Annotated in this window: 11 protein-coding genes; 8 read left to right on the plus strand and 3 right to left on the minus strand. The window is 64.1% G+C overall.

What is annotated here, in order from left to right; genetic code table 11:
• Nucleotides 1-13 precede the first annotated feature (13 nt).
• The 3 genes from H4W01_RS07695 to H4W01_RS07705 all read right to left on the minus strand — a co-directional run bounded on the left by H4W01_RS07695 (nucleotide 14) and on the right by H4W01_RS07705 (nucleotide 2,663).
• Complete coding sequence (locus tag H4W01_RS07695) at nucleotides 14-847, minus strand: 3-deoxy-manno-octulosonate cytidylyltransferase (protein WP_209610555.1); 834 nt, start codon at nucleotides 845-847, stop codon at nucleotides 14-16.
• Nucleotides 847-1,836, minus strand: coding sequence for a KpsF/GutQ family sugar-phosphate isomerase (locus H4W01_RS07700; protein WP_334685198.1), 990 nt, complete (start codon nucleotides 1,834-1,836; stop codon nucleotides 847-849). Before H4W01_RS07700 ends, H4W01_RS07695 begins: the two co-directional genes overlap by 1 nt.
• A 125-nt stretch (nucleotides 1,837-1,961) precedes the next feature.
• Entirely contained in the window at nucleotides 1,962-2,663 is a 702-nt protein-coding gene (locus H4W01_RS07705) for a secretin and TonB N-terminal domain-containing protein (protein ID WP_209610556.1), read from the minus strand.
• A gap of 437 nt (nucleotides 2,664-3,100) precedes the next feature.
• On the opposite strand from H4W01_RS07705, the gene H4W01_RS07710 reads away from it, so the two are divergent.
• The 8 genes from H4W01_RS07710 to H4W01_RS07745 all read left to right on the plus strand — a co-directional run bounded on the left by H4W01_RS07710 (nucleotide 3,101) and on the right by H4W01_RS07745 (nucleotide 24,202).
• Nucleotides 3,101-3,898 (plus strand): helix-turn-helix transcriptional regulator, encoded by a 798-nt coding sequence (locus H4W01_RS07710; RefSeq protein ID WP_209610557.1) that lies wholly within the window; start codon nucleotides 3,101-3,103, stop codon nucleotides 3,896-3,898.
• Between the two features lie 124 nt (nucleotides 3,899-4,022).
• A complete protein-coding gene (locus H4W01_RS07715) occupies nucleotides 4,023-5,720 on the plus strand; it encodes a ShlB/FhaC/HecB family hemolysin secretion/activation protein (protein WP_334685199.1) in 1,698 nt (565 codons plus the stop codon).
• 26 nt (nucleotides 5,721-5,746) lie between these two features.
• Nucleotides 5,747-7,555: a DUF2341 domain-containing protein gene (locus H4W01_RS07720; protein ID WP_209610558.1), complete on the plus strand. Its 1,809-nt coding sequence runs from the start codon at nucleotides 5,747-5,749 to the stop codon at nucleotides 7,553-7,555.
• Between the two features lie 25 nt (nucleotides 7,556-7,580).
• Complete coding sequence (locus H4W01_RS07725) at nucleotides 7,581-7,991, plus strand: ExbD/TolR family protein (protein WP_209610559.1); 411 nt, start codon at nucleotides 7,581-7,583, stop codon at nucleotides 7,989-7,991.
• A gap of 18 nt (nucleotides 7,992-8,009) precedes the next feature.
• On the plus strand, nucleotides 8,010-8,753 hold the full coding sequence (locus H4W01_RS07730; protein WP_209610560.1) for a TonB-dependent receptor: 744 nt from the start codon (nucleotides 8,010-8,012) through the stop codon (nucleotides 8,751-8,753).
• A gap of 2 nt (nucleotides 8,754-8,755) precedes the next feature.
• Nucleotides 8,756-8,998: a hypothetical protein gene (locus tag H4W01_RS07735; protein WP_209610561.1), complete on the plus strand. Its 243-nt coding sequence runs from the start codon at nucleotides 8,756-8,758 to the stop codon at nucleotides 8,996-8,998.
• Entirely contained in the window at nucleotides 8,998-10,890 is a 1,893-nt protein-coding gene (locus H4W01_RS07740; protein ID WP_209610562.1) for a putative porin, read from the plus strand. Before H4W01_RS07735 ends, H4W01_RS07740 begins: the two co-directional genes overlap by 1 nt.
• Nucleotides 10,891-11,071: 181 nt before the next feature.
• Entirely contained in the window at nucleotides 11,072-24,202 is a 13,131-nt protein-coding gene (locus tag H4W01_RS07745) for a filamentous haemagglutinin family protein (protein ID WP_209610563.1), read from the plus strand.
• Nucleotides 24,203-24,259: the final 57 nt, after the last annotated feature.

Consider the following 24,259-nt stretch of genomic DNA (forward strand, 5'->3'; position numbering starts at 1 on the left):
GGACCTTGCTCCGCTAAACCAGATGACGCGCGGCGAGCGCAGCCTCGACGATGACGATATCCGAAGGATTGTTGACTTCCCACATCCCACCGGGCGGATCCGGAATCTCGATCATCCGGATGGACACGCCTTCGTTGAGGAATCTGAGCTGTTCCAGCCCCTCGACCAGTTCGAGCGGCGAGGGGGGCGCCTCCGCATAGAGTGCAAGCGCCTCGCGCCGATACGCATAGGCACCCAGATGGAAATAAACCGGCACATCATAGGTGCGTTCGGGCAAATAAGGGAGGATGCGTTTCGAGAAGTAGAGGGCATTTGCCGCGCGGTCGACCACCACCGTCGTCCCCCCGACCCGCCCGGTGCGGGCATCGGCCGTCAGCCGATCGATCTGTAACGGGGTGCAACGGATCATCGGCGTGACGACGGGCACAGGAGGCTCCGACCGCAACGTTTCGATCATCAGCTCGATCGCGAGCGGCGGGGTGAGGGGGGAATCTCCCTGAAGGTTGACGATGATGTCGGCGTCAATGCCCGCCTCGCGCACGGCGGCCCAGCAGCGCTCGGTGCCGTTGCGGCAATCGAAAGGCGTCTCCACAACCGACGCCCCGAAGCTCCTGGCTTGCTCTGCGATCCGGATGTCGTCTGTCGCGATCCAGATTTCCGCGACGCCGCCCACCAGGCGTGCAGCGTCCCAACTGCGATGGAGCAGAGCCTTGAGCGTCCCGTCGGCCCCTCGCAAGGGCACCAATGGCTTGCCGGGGAATCGCGACGAGCTATACCGCGCGGGGATAATGATCGCGACGCGTTCAGCCGGGACATCGACGCTCGTTCCGCCGACAATTTTGAGCATCAGCCAATCCCGAGCCGCAGAAGGTCGTGGATATGGACAACGCCACGCACGTGCCCGCCTAGGCCGCCTTGGAGAACGAAAACGGCGGTAATGCGAGCCTCCGACATGATGGTCAGGGCATCGCGCGCCATCGCACCGATTTCGAGAATTCGTGGCCGCGCCGTCATCACGTGTTTGGCACACAAGGTTCCGAGCGAGATGCCGCTTCTGCGGATGTCGCCATCTGTGATCACACCGTCCAGCCGCCGATGGCCATCGATCACGCCGGCAATGCCAAAGCCCTTCTCGCTGATGACCTTCAGCACTTCTTCCATGGGCGTCTCGCCGCGCACGAGGGGCAGGGCCTCACCGCCATGCATGAAGCTCTCCACCCTCACGAGATCGAGCCCCAGGCGACCGCCGGGATGCAGCTCCAGCAGATCGGCCGCCTGGATTCCGCGCATCTGCATCAGAGCGATCGCCAATGCGTCGCCGAGCGCAAGCATCATCGTGGTCGAGGTGGTCGGCGAGCTGCCGAATGGACAGGCTTCGGCTTTCACTGGGAGCAGGAGGTTCACCGTGGCACCGTTCGCGACGGGCGCCCCCGGACTCGAGGTGATGGCGATGATCGGGACGCCGAGACTGTGGGCCCGGCGCATAATGACGCCGAACTCGCGTGTGTCACCGGAATTCGAGAGGATGATCAGCGTGTCGCCCCGCATCAGGCTTCCGAGTTCGCCATGAACTGCATCGCCGGCGTGCATAAAAGCTGCCGGCGTGCCGGTAGAAGCCAGCGTCGATGCGATTTTCTGCCCGATCTGACCGGATTTTCCGAGGCCGCAGGTAACGACCCGACCCGACGTCCTCCACAGGATCGTGATCGCGTCCACGAAACCCTCGCCAACGTCATGGGCGAGCGCCCATAAGGCCTCCGCCTCGGATGCAATGGCGCGCCGACCCATCGCGACGATAGCCGCTCTTTGCAATGCTCCGTCAACGAGCGCGTCCATGGTGCCGAGTCCGGCTCCTTTCAGGGAAGGGCAATGACGTGACGCTAGATGAGCGTGCGGCCCGGTCGGCTGGGGAAAACCACAGGCAGGGGCCGGTTCACGGAAAATCTCTGCGCCGCACAGGCTCAATCGCCATTCGGGTGTCGACCCTTTAAGGAAATCAGCAGGGGCTGGACGATGCCACCGGGTGGCGCGGACACGGTTCGACCGATCAGGACTTCGGTCAGCAGACGGTCCTTCCTGGGATCCCCGCTTCCTCGATCGATTTGGATGTCGGTTACCGCGCCGGTCTCGGCGATCCGGACCGAGACCAGCGCGGCGAATGCCAGGTGCTGGGTTCGGCGGTCGGTCCGAAGATAGGCGTGGAGTTCGCTCTCGAGACGACCGTAAAAGGCCATGCGTTCAAATGTGCTCGGTCGGGTTACGGCGATTTTCTCGCGCACGACGACGCGACCGAGCGGTACGAGCGGCGTTATTTCGTCATTTTCTGGCGTGGTGATGATTGCTGCGCTCGCGCGGCTGTAGCGCGCGATCAGTCCTGTTCCGCGCAGCAACAGCAGCAGCGCCTCGCGTGGGGTATAGTTGCCCTGCACCGCGTTCGATCGCCGGCCTGTGGTCAGCTTGCTGTCGTAAAGAAGCTGGACACCCGTCACCCGGAAATATTGGGTCAATGCGACATCGAGTTTCTGCGCTGGGATGTCGAAGGCAATGCGCTGGTCTGTCCTGGCATCCTGGGCGGGTGCCACGGCGGGCGCGAGCACCGTCGCGCCGATCGCGGCCAGCACCAGGCAGTCCCGAACAGAGCGGAAGAGAGTCAGCGTTGTCATCTGGGCATAGGATAGAGCGACCAGTCTCCGGTGGCGAGTTGCGCAGGATGGTGCATCGCACCCTGTCGGCGGAAAGAGGCAAAAGGGGTGAGTACGAAAACCGGCAAGTCGATCCGGCTTCTCATAACCCTATGTGGAAATGTGAAGCTGGCCGCGCCTCGATATTCCGGCCGAAAATGGCAAATTGTGAACCGATATTCAAAATACTGTAGAAACAGGATGTGATACTCAAAAATATATATACTAATACTATACTCCAATATGGATCGATCAGATCGCCCTAAAGCTGTCGCCAATATAGAATGTCTCCATTATCTCGCTGAATATCGTTCACATCAAGAATCTGTCACGATTTTGTAACAAAAAACTTTTGCCAAAATATCGGGTTTGCCGTGTCCACTTACCGAGGAACAAGTTCCGACGGGGGGTAAGGTTAGATGTTCGCGAGCGGTGCATTCGTGCACCACGACAGTCGTATCGTTCTCGATGCGCTCACGCCTGCCGAACGGGCTGGGCTGGGCGAGGCTGTATCGTGGACGTCGTTGATCGGTGATCTGCCGCAGTGCCGAACCCAGGATGCATTGCGTGGCTGGCTGCTCGCCTTTGCCAATCGCCATGGATTTGGAGGCGCGCGCTATCTGCATCTTGGCCACTTCTATCCCGGGCAACGCTCGACGCATTGGAAATTATTACGGTTTCTTTCGACGCACGACGACCGTGCCGATCTTTGGCTGATCGCCGATTCAGACCCGGGCGCGGTGCTTATCACCTTTCTGCCCTTCGCCTGGGACGATGCCAGTCGAACCGAAGCCCCGCAACGCGACTGGTACGCGGTCCATGGGCTCGAGCCGCTTTTCGCGGGCATCACCGTCCCGGTCCAGGATCATGCGGCGGGGCCGGCCTGCCTGATCCTCTATGGCGGCACCTATGACGACGCCGTGCGTCTGGTCGATGCTGAGACGCCCCTGCTGACGCTGACCGCGCTCTCCTTTCATCTCATTGCCAAAACAATCCTGGCACCGACCAACGCGCTGGGACCGGCGCTATCCGATCGCGAAATTGCCTGTCTGCGGCTTGCGGCGCTTGGCGACACGCTTGCCGATACCGCCGCCAAGCTCGGCGTGTCGACCCGAACCGTCGAGTTTCATCTCGGCCGGGTGAGCAAGAAATTGAATGCGTCGAACAAAGTCCAGGCGGCGGCGATCGCAGTCAGCGCCGGCCTGATCCAGATTTGATATGCGAAAGCCCTTCGCCCCTATGATATCCGTCCTTTCCCGCCGCGAGGCCGTTTCCCCGCGTGTCATTGGCCATCAGCCCCGTGCCCCCCATTGGCGCGGCCTTCGGGCGACGTCGTTTGCCGTGGCGCTCGCCGCCGACGCGGCCTGGGCACCCATGGCGGTGGCGCAAGAGACACCGGGAGGGGCTTCGCAACAGCCCGCCGCGCAGCCCCAGGCTGCCCCCGCTGCGCCGCGCGAGGCCCCATCGCGGTTCATGATCGCGGCGATCGATGTTCTGGGGGTGACGAAGCTCAGCAACGCGGAAATCGAGAAACTGGTATATCCGCATCTGGGTCCGGAGCGGGGCAACGATGATGTGATTGCAGCGCAAAAGGCGTTGCAGGCAGCCTATTCGGCCAAGGGCTATGAGGCGGTCGAGGTCGAAATTCCGATCCAGCCCAATGATACGTTCGCGCAAGGGATCGTGCAGTTGGTGGTGCATGAGACGCCGCTGGGCAAGGTCTCGGTGGTGGACGCGAAGCACCATTCGGCGGAGACGGCGCGCGCGCAGGTGCCGTCGCTGGTCGAAGGACAGCCGATCAACATCGCCTCGCTGCAGAGCGACATCACCGAAGCAAACCGCTTTCCGGACCGGCAGATCAGCCCGAAGTTCAAGCCAGGGGCCACGCCTGGCACGGTCGATGTCGACCTGAAGGTCGAGGACAGCTCGCCGATCCATGCACAGATCGAACTCAACAACGACAACAGCCCCAACACCAACCCGCTGCGACTGAGTGGGACGGTGCGCTACAGCAATCTGTGGGGGCTGGGACACACCTTGTCGGTGACGGGTTCGCTGGCACCGCAGAACAGGCGCGAGAGCGCGGTGGGGTCGGCATCATACACGGCCCCCCTGATTGGCACGCCCTGGTCATTCCTGATCTATGGCTACAAGTCGAACAGCAATGTGGCGGCGCTGGGTGGCACCAACGTATTGGGCAATGGCTATCAGATCGGGTTGCGCGCGACCTATCGCCTGCCGGGCGACAAGCTGTTCCAGCAGCTGAGTTTCGGTCCCGACTTCAAGTCGTTCAAGGAGAGTATCTCACTCGACGGACGGCCGCTGCAGCCGACCGCGATCCGATATGTGCCGATCGTCGCGGAATATGCGCTGAGCGGCGCGGATGACGTCTCGAGTTTCGGAGCGACCCTGGGGGTGACCGGGGGGCTGCGCGTGGTCAAGCGCGACGCGTGTTTCCAGAATCCGTATGATGGCACACCGCCGCCGGGCGTGCTGACGTGCAAGCTGGGCAATGACGTTGGCGTGGTGGCGGACCAGTTCACCGGCCGAGCGATCAATGTGAGCGAGAACTTTGTTCACCTGAACCTCGACCTCACTTACACGCGCAACCTCGCCAACGACTTCCAGGTAGCGCTGCGCCTCTCGGGGCAGCTCGCCGATTCGAGTCTCGTGACCAACGAGCAATTCTCGGTCGGCGGCGTGTCGAACGTGCGCGGCTATTATGTGTCGGAGGCGGTCGGCGATGACGGGTTCAACTCGTCGGTGGAGCTGCGCTCGCCCGACTGGGGGGCCTCGCTCGGCTCGATCGTCGATTCCTTCCGCGTCTTCACCTTCCTCGACACCGGCTACGCGCGCGTTCTCGCCCCAGCGACCGGCCAGGAGGACACATTCCGACTGGCAGGCGCGGGCGGGGGCCTGCGGCTGCGGGTGTTCAAGCTGATCAGCGGCGAGTTCCTCGTCGGGGTGCCGCTGCGGCGCGGCCCGGTCAGCGACAAGGGCGATCCACGATACAGTTTTACGCTGAAGGGCGAGTTTTGACGATGGACAGAAATGGGGGGTCTCGCGTGGGCCGAATAATCATTGCTTGGCTGATCGCGCTGGCCGCGATCGCGTCTCCAGCCATTGCCCAGACGAGCGCTGGCCAAAGTGCTGGCCAAAGTGCTGGATGGTGGAACAAGGACTGGCCATATCGCTGCGCGATCACGGTCGACACGTCGCCAACCGGGGCGAACCTGTCGGGCGCGATCGGGCGCACGGTGTTGCTGGTGCGGCTGCACAACGGCAATTTCACGTTCAGCGACGCGCTCGAAAATGGCGCGGACCTGCGGGTGGTCGATACCGACGGCAAGACGCCCTTGCCGTTCCATATCGAGCGCTATGACGCGACCAACGGCATTGCGAGCCTGTGGGTGTCGGTCCCCAATGTGAGCGGTGGCGAGAAGCGCCGGATCTGGGTCTATTTCGGCAACAAGAATGCGTCGGCAGGAAGCAATGTCGCGGGTACCTATGATCCCGACACAGTCGCTGCCTGGCACTTCAGCGAAGCGGCGGGCAAGCCCACTGCTGACCTGACCGCCAACGCCAACAACGCGCAAAACGCGGTGCCGGGGATTGACGAGAATGGCGTGATCGCGCGCGCTGCGAAGTTTGCCGGCTCGGGCGAGCTGATCATTCCGGCCAGCCCGTCGCTGACCTCGCCTGCGGGCGCGCCGCTGACGCTGGAGGGTTGGGTCAAGTCCGGTCAGGCGGCCGGCGAGCAAGCGCTGTTCACGCGCGGACCCTTGGTGATCGGTCTCGCAGGTGGCGTGCCGTTCGCCCTTGTCGGCGATCAGCGCCTCCAGGCGGCCGCGGCGGTCAAGCCGGGCGAGTGGACCCATATCGGGTTCGTCGCCGACGGCCAGTCTTACCGACTCTATGTGAATGGCGTCGAGGCGGCGGCGGGCAGTGGCGCACTTCCGGCGCTTGACGGTCCGATCACGCTTGGTGGCGGCGCGGGGCGTCCTTTCTCGGGCGAACTCGACGAGGTGCGGCTGTCGAAGACCGCGCGACCGGCGGCGATGATCCTCGCGCAGGCGCGGGCCGAAGGGCCGAGCAACAAGATCGTCGCGGTCGCCGACCAGGCCGAGCGGCAAAGCGCAGGCGGCGGCAACTTCGCCTATGTGCTGGGCAAGGTCGAAATGATCGACGCGTTCATCATCGGGCTGTGCATGGTGATCCTGGTGCTGGCGCTCGGGGTGATGGCGACAAAATATCGCTACATCACGCGCTCCGCGCGGGCGAACAGGGTGTTCGTGAAGCGGTTCCGCAGCCTGCACGAGCAGCTCGTCAGCATGAAGCGGGTCGAGGGGATTGGTCCACGCGAGCTGGCAGTGATCGAACAGGCACCGCTCGCGCGTCTTTACGAGACCGGGATTGAGGAGCTCGAGGTCCGGCGCGGCGCGACGGGGGCCCGACATACGCTGTCAGGCGAAGCGGTCGAGGCAATGCGCGCCGCAGTTGATGCCGAGGTGGTCGCGGAGAACCAGAAATACGACAGCTGGCTGGTGCTGCTGACGATCGCGATCTCGGGCGGGCCGTTCATCGGGCTGCTCGGCACGGTGATGGGCGTGATGAACACCTTTGCGGGCGTTGCGCAGGCAGGCGATGTCAACGTCAACGCAATCGCGCCGGGGATCGCGGCGGCGCTGATGGCGACGATCGCGGGGTTGGCCTGCGCGATCCCGTCGCTGTTTGCCTACAACTATCTCAACAGCCGGATCTCCGCGCTCTCGGACGAGATGCGCGTGTTTGTCGACCGGCTGATCACGCGTCTTGCCGAGATGCAGTCCGAGGGTCGGCCGACGCCGTCTGCGGCGCTGCAGGCGGCCGAATAAGCGCGCGAGGGGGAGGGACGAGCCCATGCAGATCAACAAGGGCCGCAAGGCGTATGACGACATCAACATCACGCCGATGCTCGATCTGGCATATGTGCTGCTGGTGATCTTCATCCTGATGGCGACGGCAAGTGTGCAGGGGATCAAGGTTGATCTGCCCAAGGCGAGCGCGGCGCAGAGTCTGGTACAGCCGAAGACGATCGCGATCACGGTCACCACGGACGGGCAGATCTTCATGGATGCCTTCCCGGTGACTCTGTCCGACTTGGAGACACGGTTGCGCAACGCCAAGGCGTCGAACCCGGACGTCCCGATCGTCCTGAAGGGCGACCAGACCGCGCAGTACGGCAAGGTCGCCGCAGTGCTCGACCTGTGCCGCCAGCTCGACCTCAACAAGGTCGGCCTGGTCACCGGCAAACCGACAAGCGCGTCCTGAGCGCGGGCGGGGGGACGAGTGACCACCATGCAGCCAGAGCCGTCGCCCAAGACGTTCGACGCGTTCGAGGACCGCTCCGCCATTCGCGAGGCGCTGCCCTATGCGATTGGGCTGCTGGTGCTGATCGCGCTGGCATGGTTCGTCTATAGCCAGCTTACCGCGGTGAGCGGCCGACGCATCGCCAACGAGCCCAAGTCGATCGTTGATGTTGTCCCGATGGAGACGCCGCCCCCGCCGCCACCGCCACCGCCGCCCAAGGAAAAGCCGCCCGAGCCGACCGAACAGCCGCAGCCCAGCCCGTCCGAGGCGCAGAAATCGCCGCAGCCCCAGGCGGCACCGGTCTCTATCGCTGCCCCCGCACAAGCGGGTACCAACAGCTTCGGCGTGACCGCCGGCAGCGGGCAGGGCAATGGCGCGCCCTCCAGCACAGGCACTTGCCTTGGCAACAATTGTGGATCGAAACCGTCCGGCACCGGAATGACGGAAGGGATCTATCGTCGCTATCTCAGTTCCGCACTCGAAGAACGTGTGCGCGGTGACGAGAAGTTGAGTCGGCTCGTCTTCTCGGCGGACCTGGCGCTGACGGTGACCGACGATGGCCGCATTACCGGCGTCCGGCTGCTTGGCGCACGCGGTCGCAACGATGATGAGACCATGCGCAAGCTGACGGCGTTGCTCGGCACCGTACGCGGACTGAATGCGCCGCCGTCGGCCATGGTGTTTCCACAGCGCGTTACCGTGCGCGGTCGACGGGGGATTTGACGATGTCCGCCCAAACTGTTCTCGCGATGCCACCTTTGGTTCCCGGCGGAGCGGTCATCGATGTGTGCTTGCGCGCGGTGCGCGGCAGCGCGCGGCGCGAGCACCGACTGATCGCGCTTATCGAGCGTTTGGACCATCTCGATCGCCCGCTGCCCTGGCGGACGAACGTGCCATTCATGATTTCCGTGCGCGCGCTGTCCCAAGCGGACCTGCCCCGCGTGCGTTTCAAACAAGGGGTTCAATAATGTCTTCTCACTTCAAACACCGGTTGTCGGGTCGCGCTCTGGCCAGCGGCACCGCTGTGATCGCTTTGCTCGGGGCGGTGCCGTCGCTTGCGCAGGCGCAGGATGTCGGGGCCGCGTCTGACGGCCGGGCTAATGCCGGCCTGTCACCTTCCGCCGCGACCGGCGCGCCGTCTGACAGTGCGATGGTGAACCTGGTGCGGATGCTGGTCGAGCAGAAGGTACTGACGCCCGAGAAGGGCAAAGTGCTGATGGACCAGGCGCTGGCCGAGGCGGCGCGCGCCCGCGCGTCGCAGGTGGCGTCGACAGCGCCCGCTCCCAACCCGCAGGTGGCGTCGGGCGAGTTGACCCCGCCGCCCGCAGGCGCGGTGCGGGTGCCCTATGTGCCCGAAACGGTGCGCGCGCAGATCCGCGACGAAATCCGCAACGACGTGCTGGCGCAGGCGAAGGCGGAGGGCTGGGCGTCGCCCGGCAAAGCCGCGCCGGACTGGATCAGCAATATCCAGATTCATGGCGACTTCCGGTACCGCTCCGCCTCGACCTTTTACGGGCGCGACAATGCAACCGGCTTCTATACCGACGTGCCAGCGTTCAACACGACTGGCCCTTACGACGTGAGTGGCGGCGGCAGCCAATTGCTGCCGTTCCTCAACACCACGCGCGACAAGCGGAACAACATGCAGGTGCGGGCGCGCATCGGCATCGAGGCCAAGGTTGCCAACTTCGTCGAGCTCGGCTTCCAATTTGCGACCGGTGACGATGCGGGGCCGATCTCGACCAACGCTAACCTGACGGGCGGCTTCGCCAAGCGCAACCTCTGGATCCAGAACGCCTATGCCAAGGCCGAGTTCGTGCCGGGTCTGGTCGGGATGGTCGGCCGGTTCGATAACCCGTTTCGTACCACCGACCTGATGTTCGATCCGGACCTGGCGCTCGACGGCGTCTATGGCGAAGCGAACCTGACCAGGCTGTTCGGCGTCGAGAATTTAACGGTCGCGGTCAGGGGCGGAGCCTTCCCGATCCAGTTCGAAGACAGCAACTTCCCGCTGACTTCGCCCAACAAGCGCAACTGGCGCGACCGCTACATGTTCTCGGGACAGGTCGAGCTGGCCAAGGAGTTCGCCGGCGGCATCAAGGTGGATGCATCGGCCGCCTATCATGACTTCACCTATCTGCGCGGTCATTTGTCCGAGCCGTGCGACGTGTTCTCGGCCTCCAACGTCGAGTGCTCGACCGACGCGCTGCGGCCGCTTTGGGCGAGCAAGGGCAATACGCTCATGTTCCTGCGCCAGATCGACTACAGCTTCGCACCCAATCCGGCCAATGCGATCCAGCCCCAATATCTCGGGCTTAAGTTCGCCTACCGCGTGCTCGACGTGAACGGCTCGGTCAGCGTGCCGATCGGCGAGCGCGTTCAGGCCAAGCTCACTGGCGCGTACCTCTATAATTTCGGGTTCGACCCGAAAAACATTTGCAAGGAGGGCGCGCAGGCGGCCCCCATCACCAACGTGCTGGTGACCGACCCGACCAACAAGAACCAGGGGGCGTGTGACGCCACCAATCCGGCCAAGTTCACTGGTGGCAACAAAGGTTATGGTGCCTATTTCTCAATCGGTGATCCTGCTTTGTTCGGCATCAACCCCAGGCGCGCGAAGCGCGGGGCCTGGGCGGTCAATCTCGCTTATAAATATCTAGAGAGCGATGCGGTCCCTGATAGCTTCACGGACTCAGACTTCCACTTGGGCGGCACCAACGCCAAGGGTTATATCTTGGGCGGTGCCTTTGCCCCGTTCAATGGCATCACCATCGGCGGCCGCTGGCTCAGCGCCAACAATATCGATGACGCAGCGCTCAAGATCGACGTCCTCCAGCTCGACCTCGGCGTGGCGTTCTGATGCCGCTCGCACGCTCTCCCGGATGTTCGTCCCCTCCGCTTGTTCTTCCTGACGACGGTCCGGACTGGGAGAGCGCTGTAGTCGGCATTTTCACGCTTGCGGACGGTGCCGCCCATTCTCACGCAATCGCATCGCCCCGCGACTGCTTTTCACGTGATTGCTGCCAGTTCGGAGCATTCCAATGACCTCGCGCACCTCGTCCCGACTCAAGCTGCCCCGCTGTGGGCTCCAGTTCGGCGCAAGCCTTGCCGCGCTCGCTATGGGGATGATCGCGGCACCGTCCGCCGCCCAGACGCTGGGCGCGACGCTGGGAGGGCAGGCGGCGCAGCCGCGACCGCCGGTGCAGCAGCCCTCCGCCACGCCGCAGCGCTCCTCGACCATGCAGGCAGCCCTGGCGCGCCAGCAGTCCACGCAGAGCCGGATCGCCCAGATTCGCGCCTATGCCTCGTCGCTGCGCCAGGCGGTCGACCGCGGTGCCGTCGCCGACGGCCTCGCCGCCAACGGCCTCGACCCGACCCAGGCGATCAGCGACGCCATCGCCGCGCTCAAGGCCGGCGACACCGTGCGCGCCAACCAACTTCTGGTAAGCGCCGGCGCGGCCAGCGACGCCACGGGGCTCAAGACGTGGGAAGGTGCCGGCTTGCCCAGCCAGTCCGTCGGCGCTGACGGCAAGATCACGGTCACCATCAACCAGACGCAGGAACGCGCGCTGCTTTCGTGGAACCGGTTCAACATCGGTGCCAACACCACGCTTCAGTTCAACCAACAGTCTGGCGGCACCGCACAGCCCGGATGGGTCGCGGTCAACCGGGTTACCAACGCCACCGATCCAAGCCTCATTCTCGGCAATCTCAAGGCCGATGGCACTGTGGTGGTTCTCAATTCTGCGGGCATTATCTTCGGCAAATCGTCCCAGGTGAACACCCACTCGCTGCTCGCCTCCACGCTTGAGCTGGGCAATGCGGTGACGAAAGACCCGGTGACCAATCTCTTTGGGCCTTCAACGATTGCACAGCGCAACGCATATTATTTCGAAAACGGCCTCTTTGCGCCGTCCAGCAAGGCCGGGACCAATGCCGCGCTGCTGGTAACGGCGAACACAGTGCCGACGACAAATTCGTACAGATATGTCGACCAGGTCGAGGGCAGCGTCATTGTCGACAATGGGGCGCAGATCAGCGCCGGTGCTGGCGGCTTCCTGATCCTCGCCGCGCCTTCGATCAGCAGCAGCGGCACGCTGCGAGCGGTCGATGGCCAAGTCAGCCTGCAGGCGGGCCGGGGGGTGAGCTTCGTTCAATCCACCGGTGCCAGCAGCGATACCGACCCTTATGTGCGCGGGTACAAGCTCAACAGCTTTGACTATGCGGTGACCGACGGCAATCAAGTGTCACGCGCTTCGCTGCCGAGCGACGGTCGCATCTTTGTCGATGGGTTGATCGAGTCCGACCGTGGCTATCTGTCGCTGGGCACCAATCTCTGGGGCTCGATCGAGAATCATGGCCTGTTGTCCGCGACGACCAGCGTTTCGCGCAACGGCAAGATCTCGATCACCGGCGGCAACATCCTGCTCGGGGGAAGCAGCGATCCCGGCCGAGCGAGCGGGATCGAACTTGTCGCCGACACCAACGGTGAGACCATCCCGCAAGGCACGGCGAACCAGCCTGCAAATTTCAAGACGTCGCAACTTGAGATCGGTGCACAGATTCAATTGCTGTCGCAGCCTGTCGGTGCTTTGCTGCCGACCAATCTGACGATGGCGCAGAACGCGCTCATCTATGCGCCCGGTGCGAACGTGTCGGTCGGCGCAACCCTACTGCCCACCGGCTTTACCGCATTTGCGGTGGCCCCCGGTCATATCGACATTGCCAGCGGCGCGACCATCGATGTCAGCGGCTACAAGGATGTCCAACTCGACGCCTCGCGCAACTCGATCGAAATCGATCCGGTCAAGCGCAACGAATTGCGGGACACGCCAAACTATCGCGAGGTGGCGCTCGATGGGAACTTCACGCTCAACGGGGCGACGCTCCATGTCGACCCGCGCCTGTCGGGCGTGCGCGACGACGGCGTCGCTTGGGTGGGATCCCCGCTCATCGAGGCTGGCAGTCTCGCCAGCCAGATCCCGGTCACTGCCAAGGAGTTTATGACCAAGGGTGGCACCGTCTCGCTCCTGACATCACAGTCGCTAGCCGCCAATCAGACCGATCCCACCAAGGCCCCGAACATCCATATCGCGGCGGGCGCGACGATCGACGTTTCCGGCGGCTGGGTCAATTATGCCGCCGGCGCGGTCAAGACCAGCAAGCTGATCACTGCCGACGGCCGCATCGTCGACATTGGCAAGGCCGATCCCAACGACGTCTATGTCGGCGTGGTCGAGGGGTATACCGATGTCCAGCCCCGCTTCGGGGTGCTCACCACCCATCTCAACGCCACCGGCCAGGGCACGCGTTCCGAGGCATCCTATGACGAAGGGCGCGACGCCGGGTCGCTGACCATCAATGCACCGGCGGTTGCGATCGACGGGACCTTCTACGGTAATGCCTTCGCCGGGTCGCGCCAAGTCGTCGCGGGCGTCCGTCCGAGCCTGGCCAGCACGATTACCGGCGACAGCCGTCTGCTTCAACGCACGCAATATGAATTGCCTTCGGGCGGTGCCGTTTCGATCACCGCGTTTGGCGACGTGCTTGTCTATCATGGCGAGCGCGGGGCGGTTGAGTCCAATTGGGCTGAGTTGCTGCTCAACGATGCGATGCTGAGCAATGCCGGGCTGTCGGCGCTGTCTTTGTCAGCACATGGTGCCGTGACGTTCGCGGGCACGACCCCGTTCACACTGCAGACGCCGGATGCCTTGCGGATCACGGGCGTGTCGGATGTGGAACTGGCTCCCGGCGGATCGCTTTCCGTATCTGCCGGCCGGACGATCCGGTTCGACGGCAATGTTACGGCCAGTTCCGGCGTGATCAGCGCCACCACGGCCACTCAACCGCCGGGCAGCCTGGCGATTTCGCCTGGCTCGGCGTTCCGAACCGGGCTTTACGGCAATGGCAATGGCGACGACGTCACCTTCCTCTACGCGTCCGATCCAGGTGCCCTGAACCCGTTCGACATCGTCGTGACCGGCACACTTTCGACCGCGGGTTTGTGGATCAACGATTATACCGAGCGGGGTGTGTATCGCGGCGGTGCGTTTCGGGATGGCGGCAGCATCAGCCTCAAGGTTGCGCCCAATTATTTCGCGGCGATCGGTTCGAGCCTTAGCACGGCGACGCGGGCGGTCGATCTCAGCGGCAGCATTCGGGTCAGCGGCACACTCGACGTCACCGCTGGCGGTTATGTGACGCCGACGGGCAGTCTGGTCCTCGACGGCAAGGGTGGCAATCTCTCGCTCGTCAATCAGACAACCTACGCATCGACGTCGCTGACCGACAGCAGCCGTTTGAATCCGGGGGCACCGGTTACGTCGAATATCCCGGTCGGCGGCACGTCTCAATCGGTCGATTTCACGCCAGTTCCCGCAGATTCAGCAGGCGGCCTCGTTTTGCCGCAACTTGTCCCTGATGCCCGCTCGACCGTGGACATCGCCAGCGCTACGATCAGGGGCTACGGCTTCGCTGGCGGCGGCACCTTCACTTTGGTTGCACCCGACATCAGCTTCGGCTCCGACAACCACGCGGGATCGACGCATGTCGGGCTGGACTTCTTCAAGACGACCGGGTTCGGCACGCTTGATGTCAGCACCTATCGATCGAGAACCGTCGATGACCTGTTCGCGAATGGTAGCGTGCGCAAGTCCGCGTTTCTTGACACGACGCGGTTTACGGTTGGTGCAGGCGAGACGTTCGACCTCACGCAGTGGCTGCTGCCCTCGCTCCTGACCACCGATCAGTCGCGCACGCTCCGCTCTCTCGGGAGCGGTGCCAACCTGGCCAACCAGGCATTTCTGACGCCCAGCAAGATGGATGCGACCTGGGACCAGAAGGCTGCCAATCTGGTATTGGGCGGGCTGACAGAACTCGATGTGCTCGCCGGTGGAAAGATCGTCGGGGCCCCCCAAGCCAAGCTGACGGTTGCCAAGCTCTACAATGCGGGCAGCATCGTCCTGCATGGCGGTATCATCGCGCAGAGCAACGATCTGTCCGACGCCTTGGTCGCTGGCGGCTTGGGTGTGCGCGACAAGAATCTGGGTGGAAACGGCCTGGCCGGCGCATTTGGCGGTGCAACCGACGCGCAGGGCCGGTTTGACGAGACCGCGACCAACAGCGCCGGCGTTCGCGCACCCGGCACCGGCGGGGCGCTGCTTACCAACCGCGAACTCGTCTCCAAGGACGGTGCCGATCGGTTGATTTACTTCCTTGGGAAGCTCGATGCTTCGCAGGGTATCCTGCTCGACAATGGCAGTGTCACCGACCTGTCAGGCGTAGCCGTGCTCAATCCCCGGGCGCCGATATTATCGGGTGGATCGCAACTGCGCACCGGCTATGTGGTCGATGGCGGCGATATTCGGTTGCGGTCGGGGGTCGTTGCCTCTCGTGTCACCGGGCCTGGGACTTCGGACACCGTCCTGGATTCGAGCACCCTCATCCGCCGCGATGGTGCGGTTGTCGACATCAGCGGTGTCAGCACCTACCTCGATCGGGCCAATGTGTTCGGGGCCTATGCGCCCTATCTCGAATGGAGTGCGGCCGGCACGATCTCGGCGCTGGGCGGCGGTTCGCTCGGGACGACCGTGATCAATGCGCATGGTGGTGCCCCACAGGCGGAGGGTGGTACGCTTGAATGGCTCAACCCGACGGTCGGCACCACTTTGAATGGCGGCGCTGACTATCTTGTTGCTGGCGCAATCACCGGCAGCGGCTTCGACACGCTGATCGCGCGCGCCTCACTGACGCTCGACGGCAGCTTTGCTCTCACGTTGCGCAAAGCGCTGATGGTCATTTCGCGCGATTCGACACTTCCGAATAGTCCGCTCTCGGACAGCCCGGTGTCGATCCTGGCGACCTCGGGAACCAATGCCGCGATCGGAGCCGGGTACGTCCGTTTCGCGAGCCGGGGCGGCACCGCCTTGGTCTCTGGTCCCGCAGGCGATGCGCGGGTCACCTTCTTCGCGGGAAGTCAGGGAATGGATCTCGCAGGGGGCATTGCCTTCGGTCGCTCGATCAGTTCGCTGGCGCTTAGCACGGCGGGCGACCTCCGCTTGATCGGCGTGAACGACACCGGCAATGCGACGCAGGTCGCCTATAATGGCCAGTTGATCGCGGGCGGCGACTTGCTGATCGACGCGCGCCGGACCTATGCCACCACGGGCACAGGCAATCTACAGGCGCTCCTGGAAGGCCAGGCGGCGACGCTTTCGAAACCCTATGTGATTGCCGCACTGGGCGATCACAGCATCACGTTCGGCAACAGCTACTTTGATGCCAACGCCACGGCACCGCTTTCCGCGGGCACGCACCTGCAAATCCTGGCACCGCGGATCATCCAGAACGGCTATCTGGCGGCACCACTCGGGTTGCTTGAAATCGGATCGAACGCGATCGCGCAGCCGAATCCCGGCCAAACCGTGTCGGCGACGCAGTCCATCACCTTTGGTGCAGGCAGCGTGACGACCGTGTCGGGCGCAGGGTTGAACATTCCCTATGGCAGCACGACCGACGGGATCGAATATTATTTCCCGACGATCTCGACCCCGATTACAAAGGTCCCGACCGGGCAGCTCACTTTGTCGGCGAACTCCATCGTCGAGAATGCGGGCGCGCTGATCGACGGGCGCGGCGGCGGCGATGTGTTCGCCTATGAATTCCAGTCGGGCGTGGGCGGGTCGCGCGACGTGCTCGACCGGATCAACCGCGATCCGTTCAGCGCCAACGGGTTCGATCCTGTGACTGGCCAAGGCTATCAATATGGTGACAAGCGGCAGGTCTTCGCCTTGGTGCCGGTTAGCCAAGCGAACAAGATCGCGCCTTTTGATCCGAGCTATTCGGCGGATTACGGCAGCGCGGGGCCGGTCGATCTGTACGGCGCGCAAGCCGGCCTGACCGTCACGCTGGACGCTGCGCCGGGCGTGCCGGGGGGCGAGTATCTGCTGGTGCCGGCGAAGTATGCGATGGCAATCCCAGGCGCGCTCAGGCTGGTGGAGAATACCGGCACATCGGCGCCAGTGCCGGGCCAGTTCAACACTATGCTCGACGGCAGCATCGTGGTGGGCGGCACATTCGGCTATACGGGTACGGGCATCTCGCAATCGGTCCGACGCTCGTTCACGATTGAGTCCAAGGACGTCTTCACCAAATATTCCACCATCAAAACCACCAGCGGGTCAGGGTACCTGACCGGGATCGCCGACAAGAATGGCACCGCGCGCCCGCGGTTGCCGCTCGACGCGGCCAGGGTTATCCTAGCACCGCTCGCGACGCTCAAGATGGCGGGCACGTTCGACACGCGCGCAGGCGACGGAGGGCAGGGCGGCCAGTTCGACCTGCTCGGCTCCAACATCATCATCGCTGGTGACGACAGCGTGCAGACCAGCGGCGCGCTGACGGTCAGTGCGGCGACGCTCGCCGGGCTCAATGCGACCAGCCTGCTGATCGGTGGCCAGCGCGCCGACAATACTGATGGCACCACTGCGATCAACCCGACCGCGCGCTCGATCACGGTCAAGGGCGGTGCCTCGCTCGACACGCCGGAGCTCCTGCTCGCGGTCGGCGGTACGGGTTCGACCCTCACCATCGAAGACGGTGCGACGCTCAAGGCGACCGGTACGGTCGGTACATTGCTCGCGACCGATTATACCGCCTCGACTGCGGGGTCGATCCTGCGGCTGTCGAGCGGCGGCGAGCGCATGGTCAATCGCAGCGGCACAGGCACCTCGACCATCAAGATCGGCGCGGCCAATATCAGTGGCGGCTCGCTCGGACTTGACACCTCGGGCACGTTCGCGGTGTCCGACAGTGCCAGTCTACGAGCGCAGAAGGTGGCGATCAGCAGCGGCTCGATCCTGTTCGACGGTAGCGCGGATCTCGCCGGAAGCGTCGGCGTGATCGGCACCAATCTCGAGGCGAAGCTTGCTGCTGCCCAGCAACTGACCGTGCGGTCGCCCGGCGCGATCCGGTTCTCCGCAGGCGAGCATCGGTTTAACGATCTCATCCTCGACACGGCCAGCCTGGCAGCGAGCGCGCGCAACGGCGCGAGCGATTCGGTCACGATCGATGCCGCCAATGTCCGGCTCACCAACGCCACCAAGGCGGCGGACGGTTGCGCGGTCGCTGGATTCTGCGGGCAGGGGAGCGCGCTCACGCTCAACACCGCGACCTTGAGTTTCGGTGCCAATGACGTGCGCGCCTCGGGCTTCTCCAAGGCGGTTACGCTGGCCGCCAGCGGCGGCATGTATGTCGAGGGCAAGGGCAGCTTCTCGAGCGGCACCACCGCGCTGACCCTGAACACGCCGTTCCTCGCCGATCGCTCGGTGCTGGCCGATCCGCGCGACCAGAAGGTTCGCCCCGAATACAGCTTCCTGACCACCGCCGGTTTCACCATCAGCGCAGCGGGCACGGACCCCGCCGCCAAGCCGAGCGGCAATGCTGCGCCGGGCGCGCGGATCAACATCGGATCGACCGCTGCACCGGTCCTGTCCGCGACGATCCTGGGCAGTCTGATCCAGGCGACTGCGGGCATCATCGATATCGAGTCCAGCGGCGACATCACACTCAATCGCGCGACGCTTTCGGTGCCTGGCTACAGCCAGACGTTCGGCGACAGCGTCGATCCGGTCACTGTCTCGGCCGGGGGCGGCACCATCAACCTGTTGACCAAATCGGGCAATATCGGTGCCGATGCGGCGAGCACGCTGATCACGGACACGGGCAAGGGCTCGGCGGGGACACTCAATTTGCTCGCGGGCAACGGCCGCATCACGCTGGACGCTGCGATTAACCCGGGTGTGACCGGCAACCGTCAAGGCAGCCTCGCATTCGACAGCGGCCTTTCCAGCTTCGACTTTGCGAGCTTCGTTTCACGCTACGGCACCCGGTTCGGCGGTACCGTAACCGTGCGCAGCGGGGTGGGGGATCTCGAGCTCGGTGCCGGGCAGACCTTCAAGGCGAAAAGCGTGAGCCTGACCGCCGATGGCGGCCGGATCACGATCGGCGGCACGATCGATACCTCCGGCGTAGACGTTACCGGCATGAGCGCGGACGATGCGCGCAACGCGGATGTGAACGGCGGCGATATCGCGTTGTGGGGCCGAAACGGCGTGACGCTGGCGTCGACCGCGAAGCTCGATACCCATACCACCGGTTATGCGAATACCGACAGCCGCGTTGCATCGGCCGGTGACGTCACCATCGGCATCGCTGACCAGAGTGCGGCGATCACGATCGCCAGCGGCGCGGTGATCGACGCTGGTGCAAGGCGGACCCAGGCGGCAGTGGCGGTTGGTGAAACCGGTGCCCGGCTGGTGCCAAAGGTCATTACCGATGCGGTCACCGGTAGCCAGCAGACTGTTTACACCTATGCCGCGCCAGACACGGGTGGAACGGTCTCATTGCGCGCGCCGGTGCTCGGCACCAAGGAAGACAAGGTCAATGTCAGCCTGCACGGCTCGATCCTGGGCGCGGACAGTGTCCAGCTTGAGGCATATAAGCGCTACGATCTCGATGCGCTGGCGAGCGCGGGTCTCTATTCCGGGGTCAGCCGCGATGCCGACGGTACGCTGCTTCTCAACTTTGCCGACAGCAGTGCGAAGGGTGGCAAATACAACCCGTTCACCGAAAGCTTCCAGCTTGCCGATGGCGGCGCGTCGGTGGTCAAGTTTATCCAGAATTTTGACGTAACCACGGTCGACGGCTCTAGCCTGTCGGGGCTGCGGCTGCGCCCAGGGGTAGAGCTTGCCTCGGGCGGCGGCATCAAGACGACCACCGAGTGGAATCTCGCTGCCGCCAGCTTCTCGCCGCAGCAGCTGCAGGCTGCGGTCAATGCAGGCGTGCTTCAGGTCATCCCTGAGCTGTCGGCTGGTGGTCAGACCCAATATCGTGTCGTGCCCGGTCAGGAAGGCGCGCTGCTCGATCGGTTCGCGACGTTCCTTTACCGCACGGACGGCGGCTCGGCGCGGGGCGAAGCGCCGGTGGTCACGTTGCGCGCGGGCGGCAGTCTCACCGTCAACCGCTCGATCTCCGACGGGTTCTTCACGTTCCGCGATAAATCCGATCCGTCTTACATCAGCTGGCAGCTCGGCGGCGGCAACCGCAGCTACTCGCCGGCGATCCAGTTCACCTGCGGTTCTGCCACCGGTTCGTGCAGCAACATCGCAAGCTATGGCACCGGTGCCAATCCCGGGACCGCCCGCACGCTGGTGATCGGGCTCGGAACGCAAGCCGCGACCGGCGATCTCGCCAACGCGAATCCGTATGTAAACTCGCCGCTGGCGCTTGCCGGCAATGGTGCCGCGGGCGGCGGCGAAGGTCAGGACTCGCTCGGGTTCGCCGAGCTGTTCCCGTTGCTCGACGGCACTGTCGCGATGCACGCGTCCGATCTCAGGCTGGTCGCAGGCGCTGACGCGAAACTCTCGGCCAACCCGCTCCACGTCGACCGCGCAGCCAATGCCGACATGATCGTCGCTGGAGAGTATAATAACCAGCTCACCGCCTCCGGAACCGCCAGCTATAACGGCCCGCTGGAGTTTCGGCTTGTGCGCGGCAATGGCAGCCCGACGCTCACTTTTGGTATTGGTGATACGCTCGATCTCACCAGCACCCTCGCGGGGCTCGATCAGCTCAAGGACGATGCCTATACGCAGCTCAATTGGGGCAGCACCGCCGGGCTCGGTGCGGACGCGCGCGCCGCCGCGCAGGCCTATTTTGCGGGTAAGGGCTACACTTTTGTCGGCTCCGGCTCGGCCACGACCGGCATCATCGCGCCGCTCAACCAGGTCATCGCATTCCTGCAATCGTTCCAGACGACCTACCAAGCTGGCCTGGCGAGCAACCGCACCGGCTATTCGATCAGCAAGACATCGTCGATCATCGGCTACGGCACCGCAAACAAGGCCTATGTCCGATCGTATATCCGCACCGGCGACGGTTCGATCGATGTCGCCGCATCGCGCGACATCGACATCCGCGGCGGAACCCAGACGTATCGCCAGGAGAACGGCACCGCGACGGCGACCGCCAACTATGTCAACGGTGCCGCCGGGTCTGCCGATTTTTCGGCGGCGGCGATTTACACCGCCGGCGTCCGTGTCGCGCAGGCCGCCGTCAGCGCACGGATTATCGGTGGCGGGATCGTTACGCTTACCCCCGACAGTCCGTATTTCACGCCGTCTGCGGAGCAGGTCACCTTCATTCCATCGCCCAAGGCGCTGACGGATACGTCGCCGGTTCTTGCCGATGGCGGCGGCGATATTTCCCTCGATGCCGGGCGCGACGTGTTGGGCAGTCGCGATGTCTGGAGCGAGCGCTACCTCGGCCGGGGCGTCAGCTACACCGGTGCCAGTTCTGGCACCAGCACCTCTATTACGGGCACAGTCGGGCAACCGAGCCAGCTTTGGAGAGTCGGCAGCATCACCTCGGCTGGCGTCGAAATCGGGATTGCGCCCCGCGATTTCACCTCGGGGGTCGGCGCGTTGGCCGGCGGCGATGTGTCGATCCGCGCCGGCCGGGACGTCTCCAATCTGACCGTCGCGCTCGACACTTCGATCTCGACCGCTTCCACCGCCACGGGCCCGGCGATGCTCTCCTTCGGGAACGGCAACCTCAGCCTTGCGGCGGGCCGGGACATACTCGGCGGGCGGTTCGACATCGCGTCCGGCGCTGCCTCGATCGCGGCGGGCCGCGACATTGCGGGGATCGGAACCGAGCCCTACAATCCGCCGTTCAACCAAACGGAGCCGCCGCAATTCGCGCGCATCCGCCTGGCCGATGCGGTCGTTAATGTCTCGGCCGGAGGGGCGGTGACGCTGGCGAGCGTATCGGCGCTTGGCGTGGATGCGAGCCAGCCGCAATCCGTCAACTCGGCCGGGTTCTTCAGCCCTGCCGCCGGCCTCACCGTGTCGGCGATCGAAGGCGTCACGTTTGCGTCTCCGCTATTGGGGAATACGCCGGTCGTTGGCAGCTGGGACTATGGTCTGCAACCGCGAGACGGCACTGGAGCCGCGGATACGAACAGTTATATCCAAGTCCTTCCGCCGACCTTTGCAGTCGCGTCGCTCACCGGCAAGATAACGCTTCCGACCAATGTCCAGCAGCTGCTCTATCCGTCCGCGATCGGCCAACTTCGCCTTTTCAGCGACGGTGACTTGAGTGGCTTGTCGATCGCGATGAGCGATGCCGACCCCGGCTTGATCGGGGGAGCTTTTGCGCGGCCGATCCCCTTCGCGCCTTACCAATTCCCGTTCGTCTTATCGACGACGACCGACGCGGATCTGCGCGACCAGCACAACCGGGTGCCGACCCACACCGGCGACCAGGACCCGGTCTATATCTTCAGCAACGGAAACATCACGAACTCCGCGATCTTCCTGCCCAAGCAAGCCCGGATCGCGGCTGGCGGTGACATCACCGACATGTTCTTCCAGGGGCAGAATCTGGCCTCCACCGACATCACGCGCATCCGCGCCGATGGCAACATCACCGGGACGATCGCATCGAGCGGAAGCCTTCCGTTTGTCCGGTCGAACGATTTCGTGCTGGGCGGGTCCGGCACCTTCATCCTTGAGGCCGGCGGCAATATCGGCCCGTTCGTGACCTCGGCGAACCTCAAGGATGGAAATAGCGGCTTTATCTATTCCTTCGGCGGCGGCGTCCGCACGATCGGCAATGATTATAATCCGTGGCTGCCGGACCAGGGTGCCGATCTTCAGGTGCGCTTCGGTATGGCGGCGGGTGCCGACTATACCGCGCTGAGCGAGACCTATCTCGACCCCGCCAACGCCGGTATGCTCGACGGCGCGCTGTTCGTGCAGGTGACCGACAGCTTCGGCAATAGGAAGCCGGATCGGACGAAGCCGATTTACGCGCCGATCCTCGCAAAGTGGTTGCGCGACAGCTATCCCGCGTCGTTCGCGCAGGTGTTCGGCAACCAAAGCTTCCCCAACACCGATGCCGGCAACGCCGCGCTGGCAAGCGCGGCTTATGGCAAGATGACGGACCTGTATGCGGCGTTCGGCAAGCTCGACCTGCTGCACCAGCAGGATTTCCTGATCAACCAACTCTATTTCAACGAGCTCGCCTCGATCGGCGACAAGAACGGGCCATCGTTCAACCAGTATATCCGCGGGTATCGCGCGGTGAACACGCTGTTCCCGGCGAAGCTCGGCTATACCGACAACCTCGCGCCTTACACGCTCGACCCCTCGACGATCACGCCCGATCATCCGCTGGGCGTGCCGACCCGCAACATCGTGAACGGCCAACCGCAAGTGGCCACGCGAGTCCAGACCGGCAATCTCGACCTGCGCCTCGCCACCATCGAGACCGGGCGCGGCGGCAATGTCACCATTCTCGGCCCCGGCGGCGACCTGATCGCCGGCTCGGTGGTGCGGACCGCCGACCAGAAGAACAAGCGATGGACCGCGTTCAACATTCCCATTCCGGGCTCTACGCCGCCGCCGCTGGAATCGGGCAGTCTCGGTTTCACCAACCGGGGATACGCGATACAGTCCATTCCGCTCGGCTATGAAGGTCTGCTGACGTTGCGCGGCGGCGAGATCCGCGGCTTCACCGACGGCGATTTCGTGCTCAACCAGAGCCGCACCTTCACGCAAGCGGGCGGCGACATCGTCTTGTGGTCGTCCAACGGCGATCTTGCTGCCGGGCAGGGGCCGAAGAGCGCCTCCACCTTCCCGCCAGTGACCGTGCGGTTCGATGAAAACGGGCTCGCCGAGGTCAACAGCGTGGGCAGCGTCGCCGGCGCGGGGATCGGCACGTTCAAGCAATCGCCCGACGATCCGGCGTCCGATGTGTTGCTGATCGCCCCGGTCGGCACGGTCGACGCCGGCGACGCGGGTGTGCGCGCCTCGGGCAATGTCGTGGTTGCCGCAGCGCGCGTGGCCAATGCCGACAATTTCAAGGCGAGCGGCACGATCACCGGCGTGCCCACCCAGGCGGCGACCAACGTCAGCGTCACACCGGCGGGTGCGCGCGAAGCGCAGGCACAGTTGAAGGACGCCAGCCGCGCGGCACAGCCGCCGGCCGACCGCCGCTCGATCATCAGCGTCGAAGTGCTTGGCCCGGCCAGCGATGGTCGCTGTGACGAGCGCAACGAAGCCGACGATCCCGATTGCCGACGCGCCTCCACTGCCCCCGCAGGCGGCTGAGGCGAGCCGACAAGCCATCGGTCCTCACGCTGACGTGATCATCAAAATTTACAAATG

Origin of the sequence: Sphingomonas sp. PL20 (assembly GCF_017875905.1) — a bacterium.
Classification (GTDB): domain Bacteria; phylum Pseudomonadota; class Alphaproteobacteria; order Sphingomonadales; family Sphingomonadaceae; genus Sphingomonas; species Sphingomonas echinoides.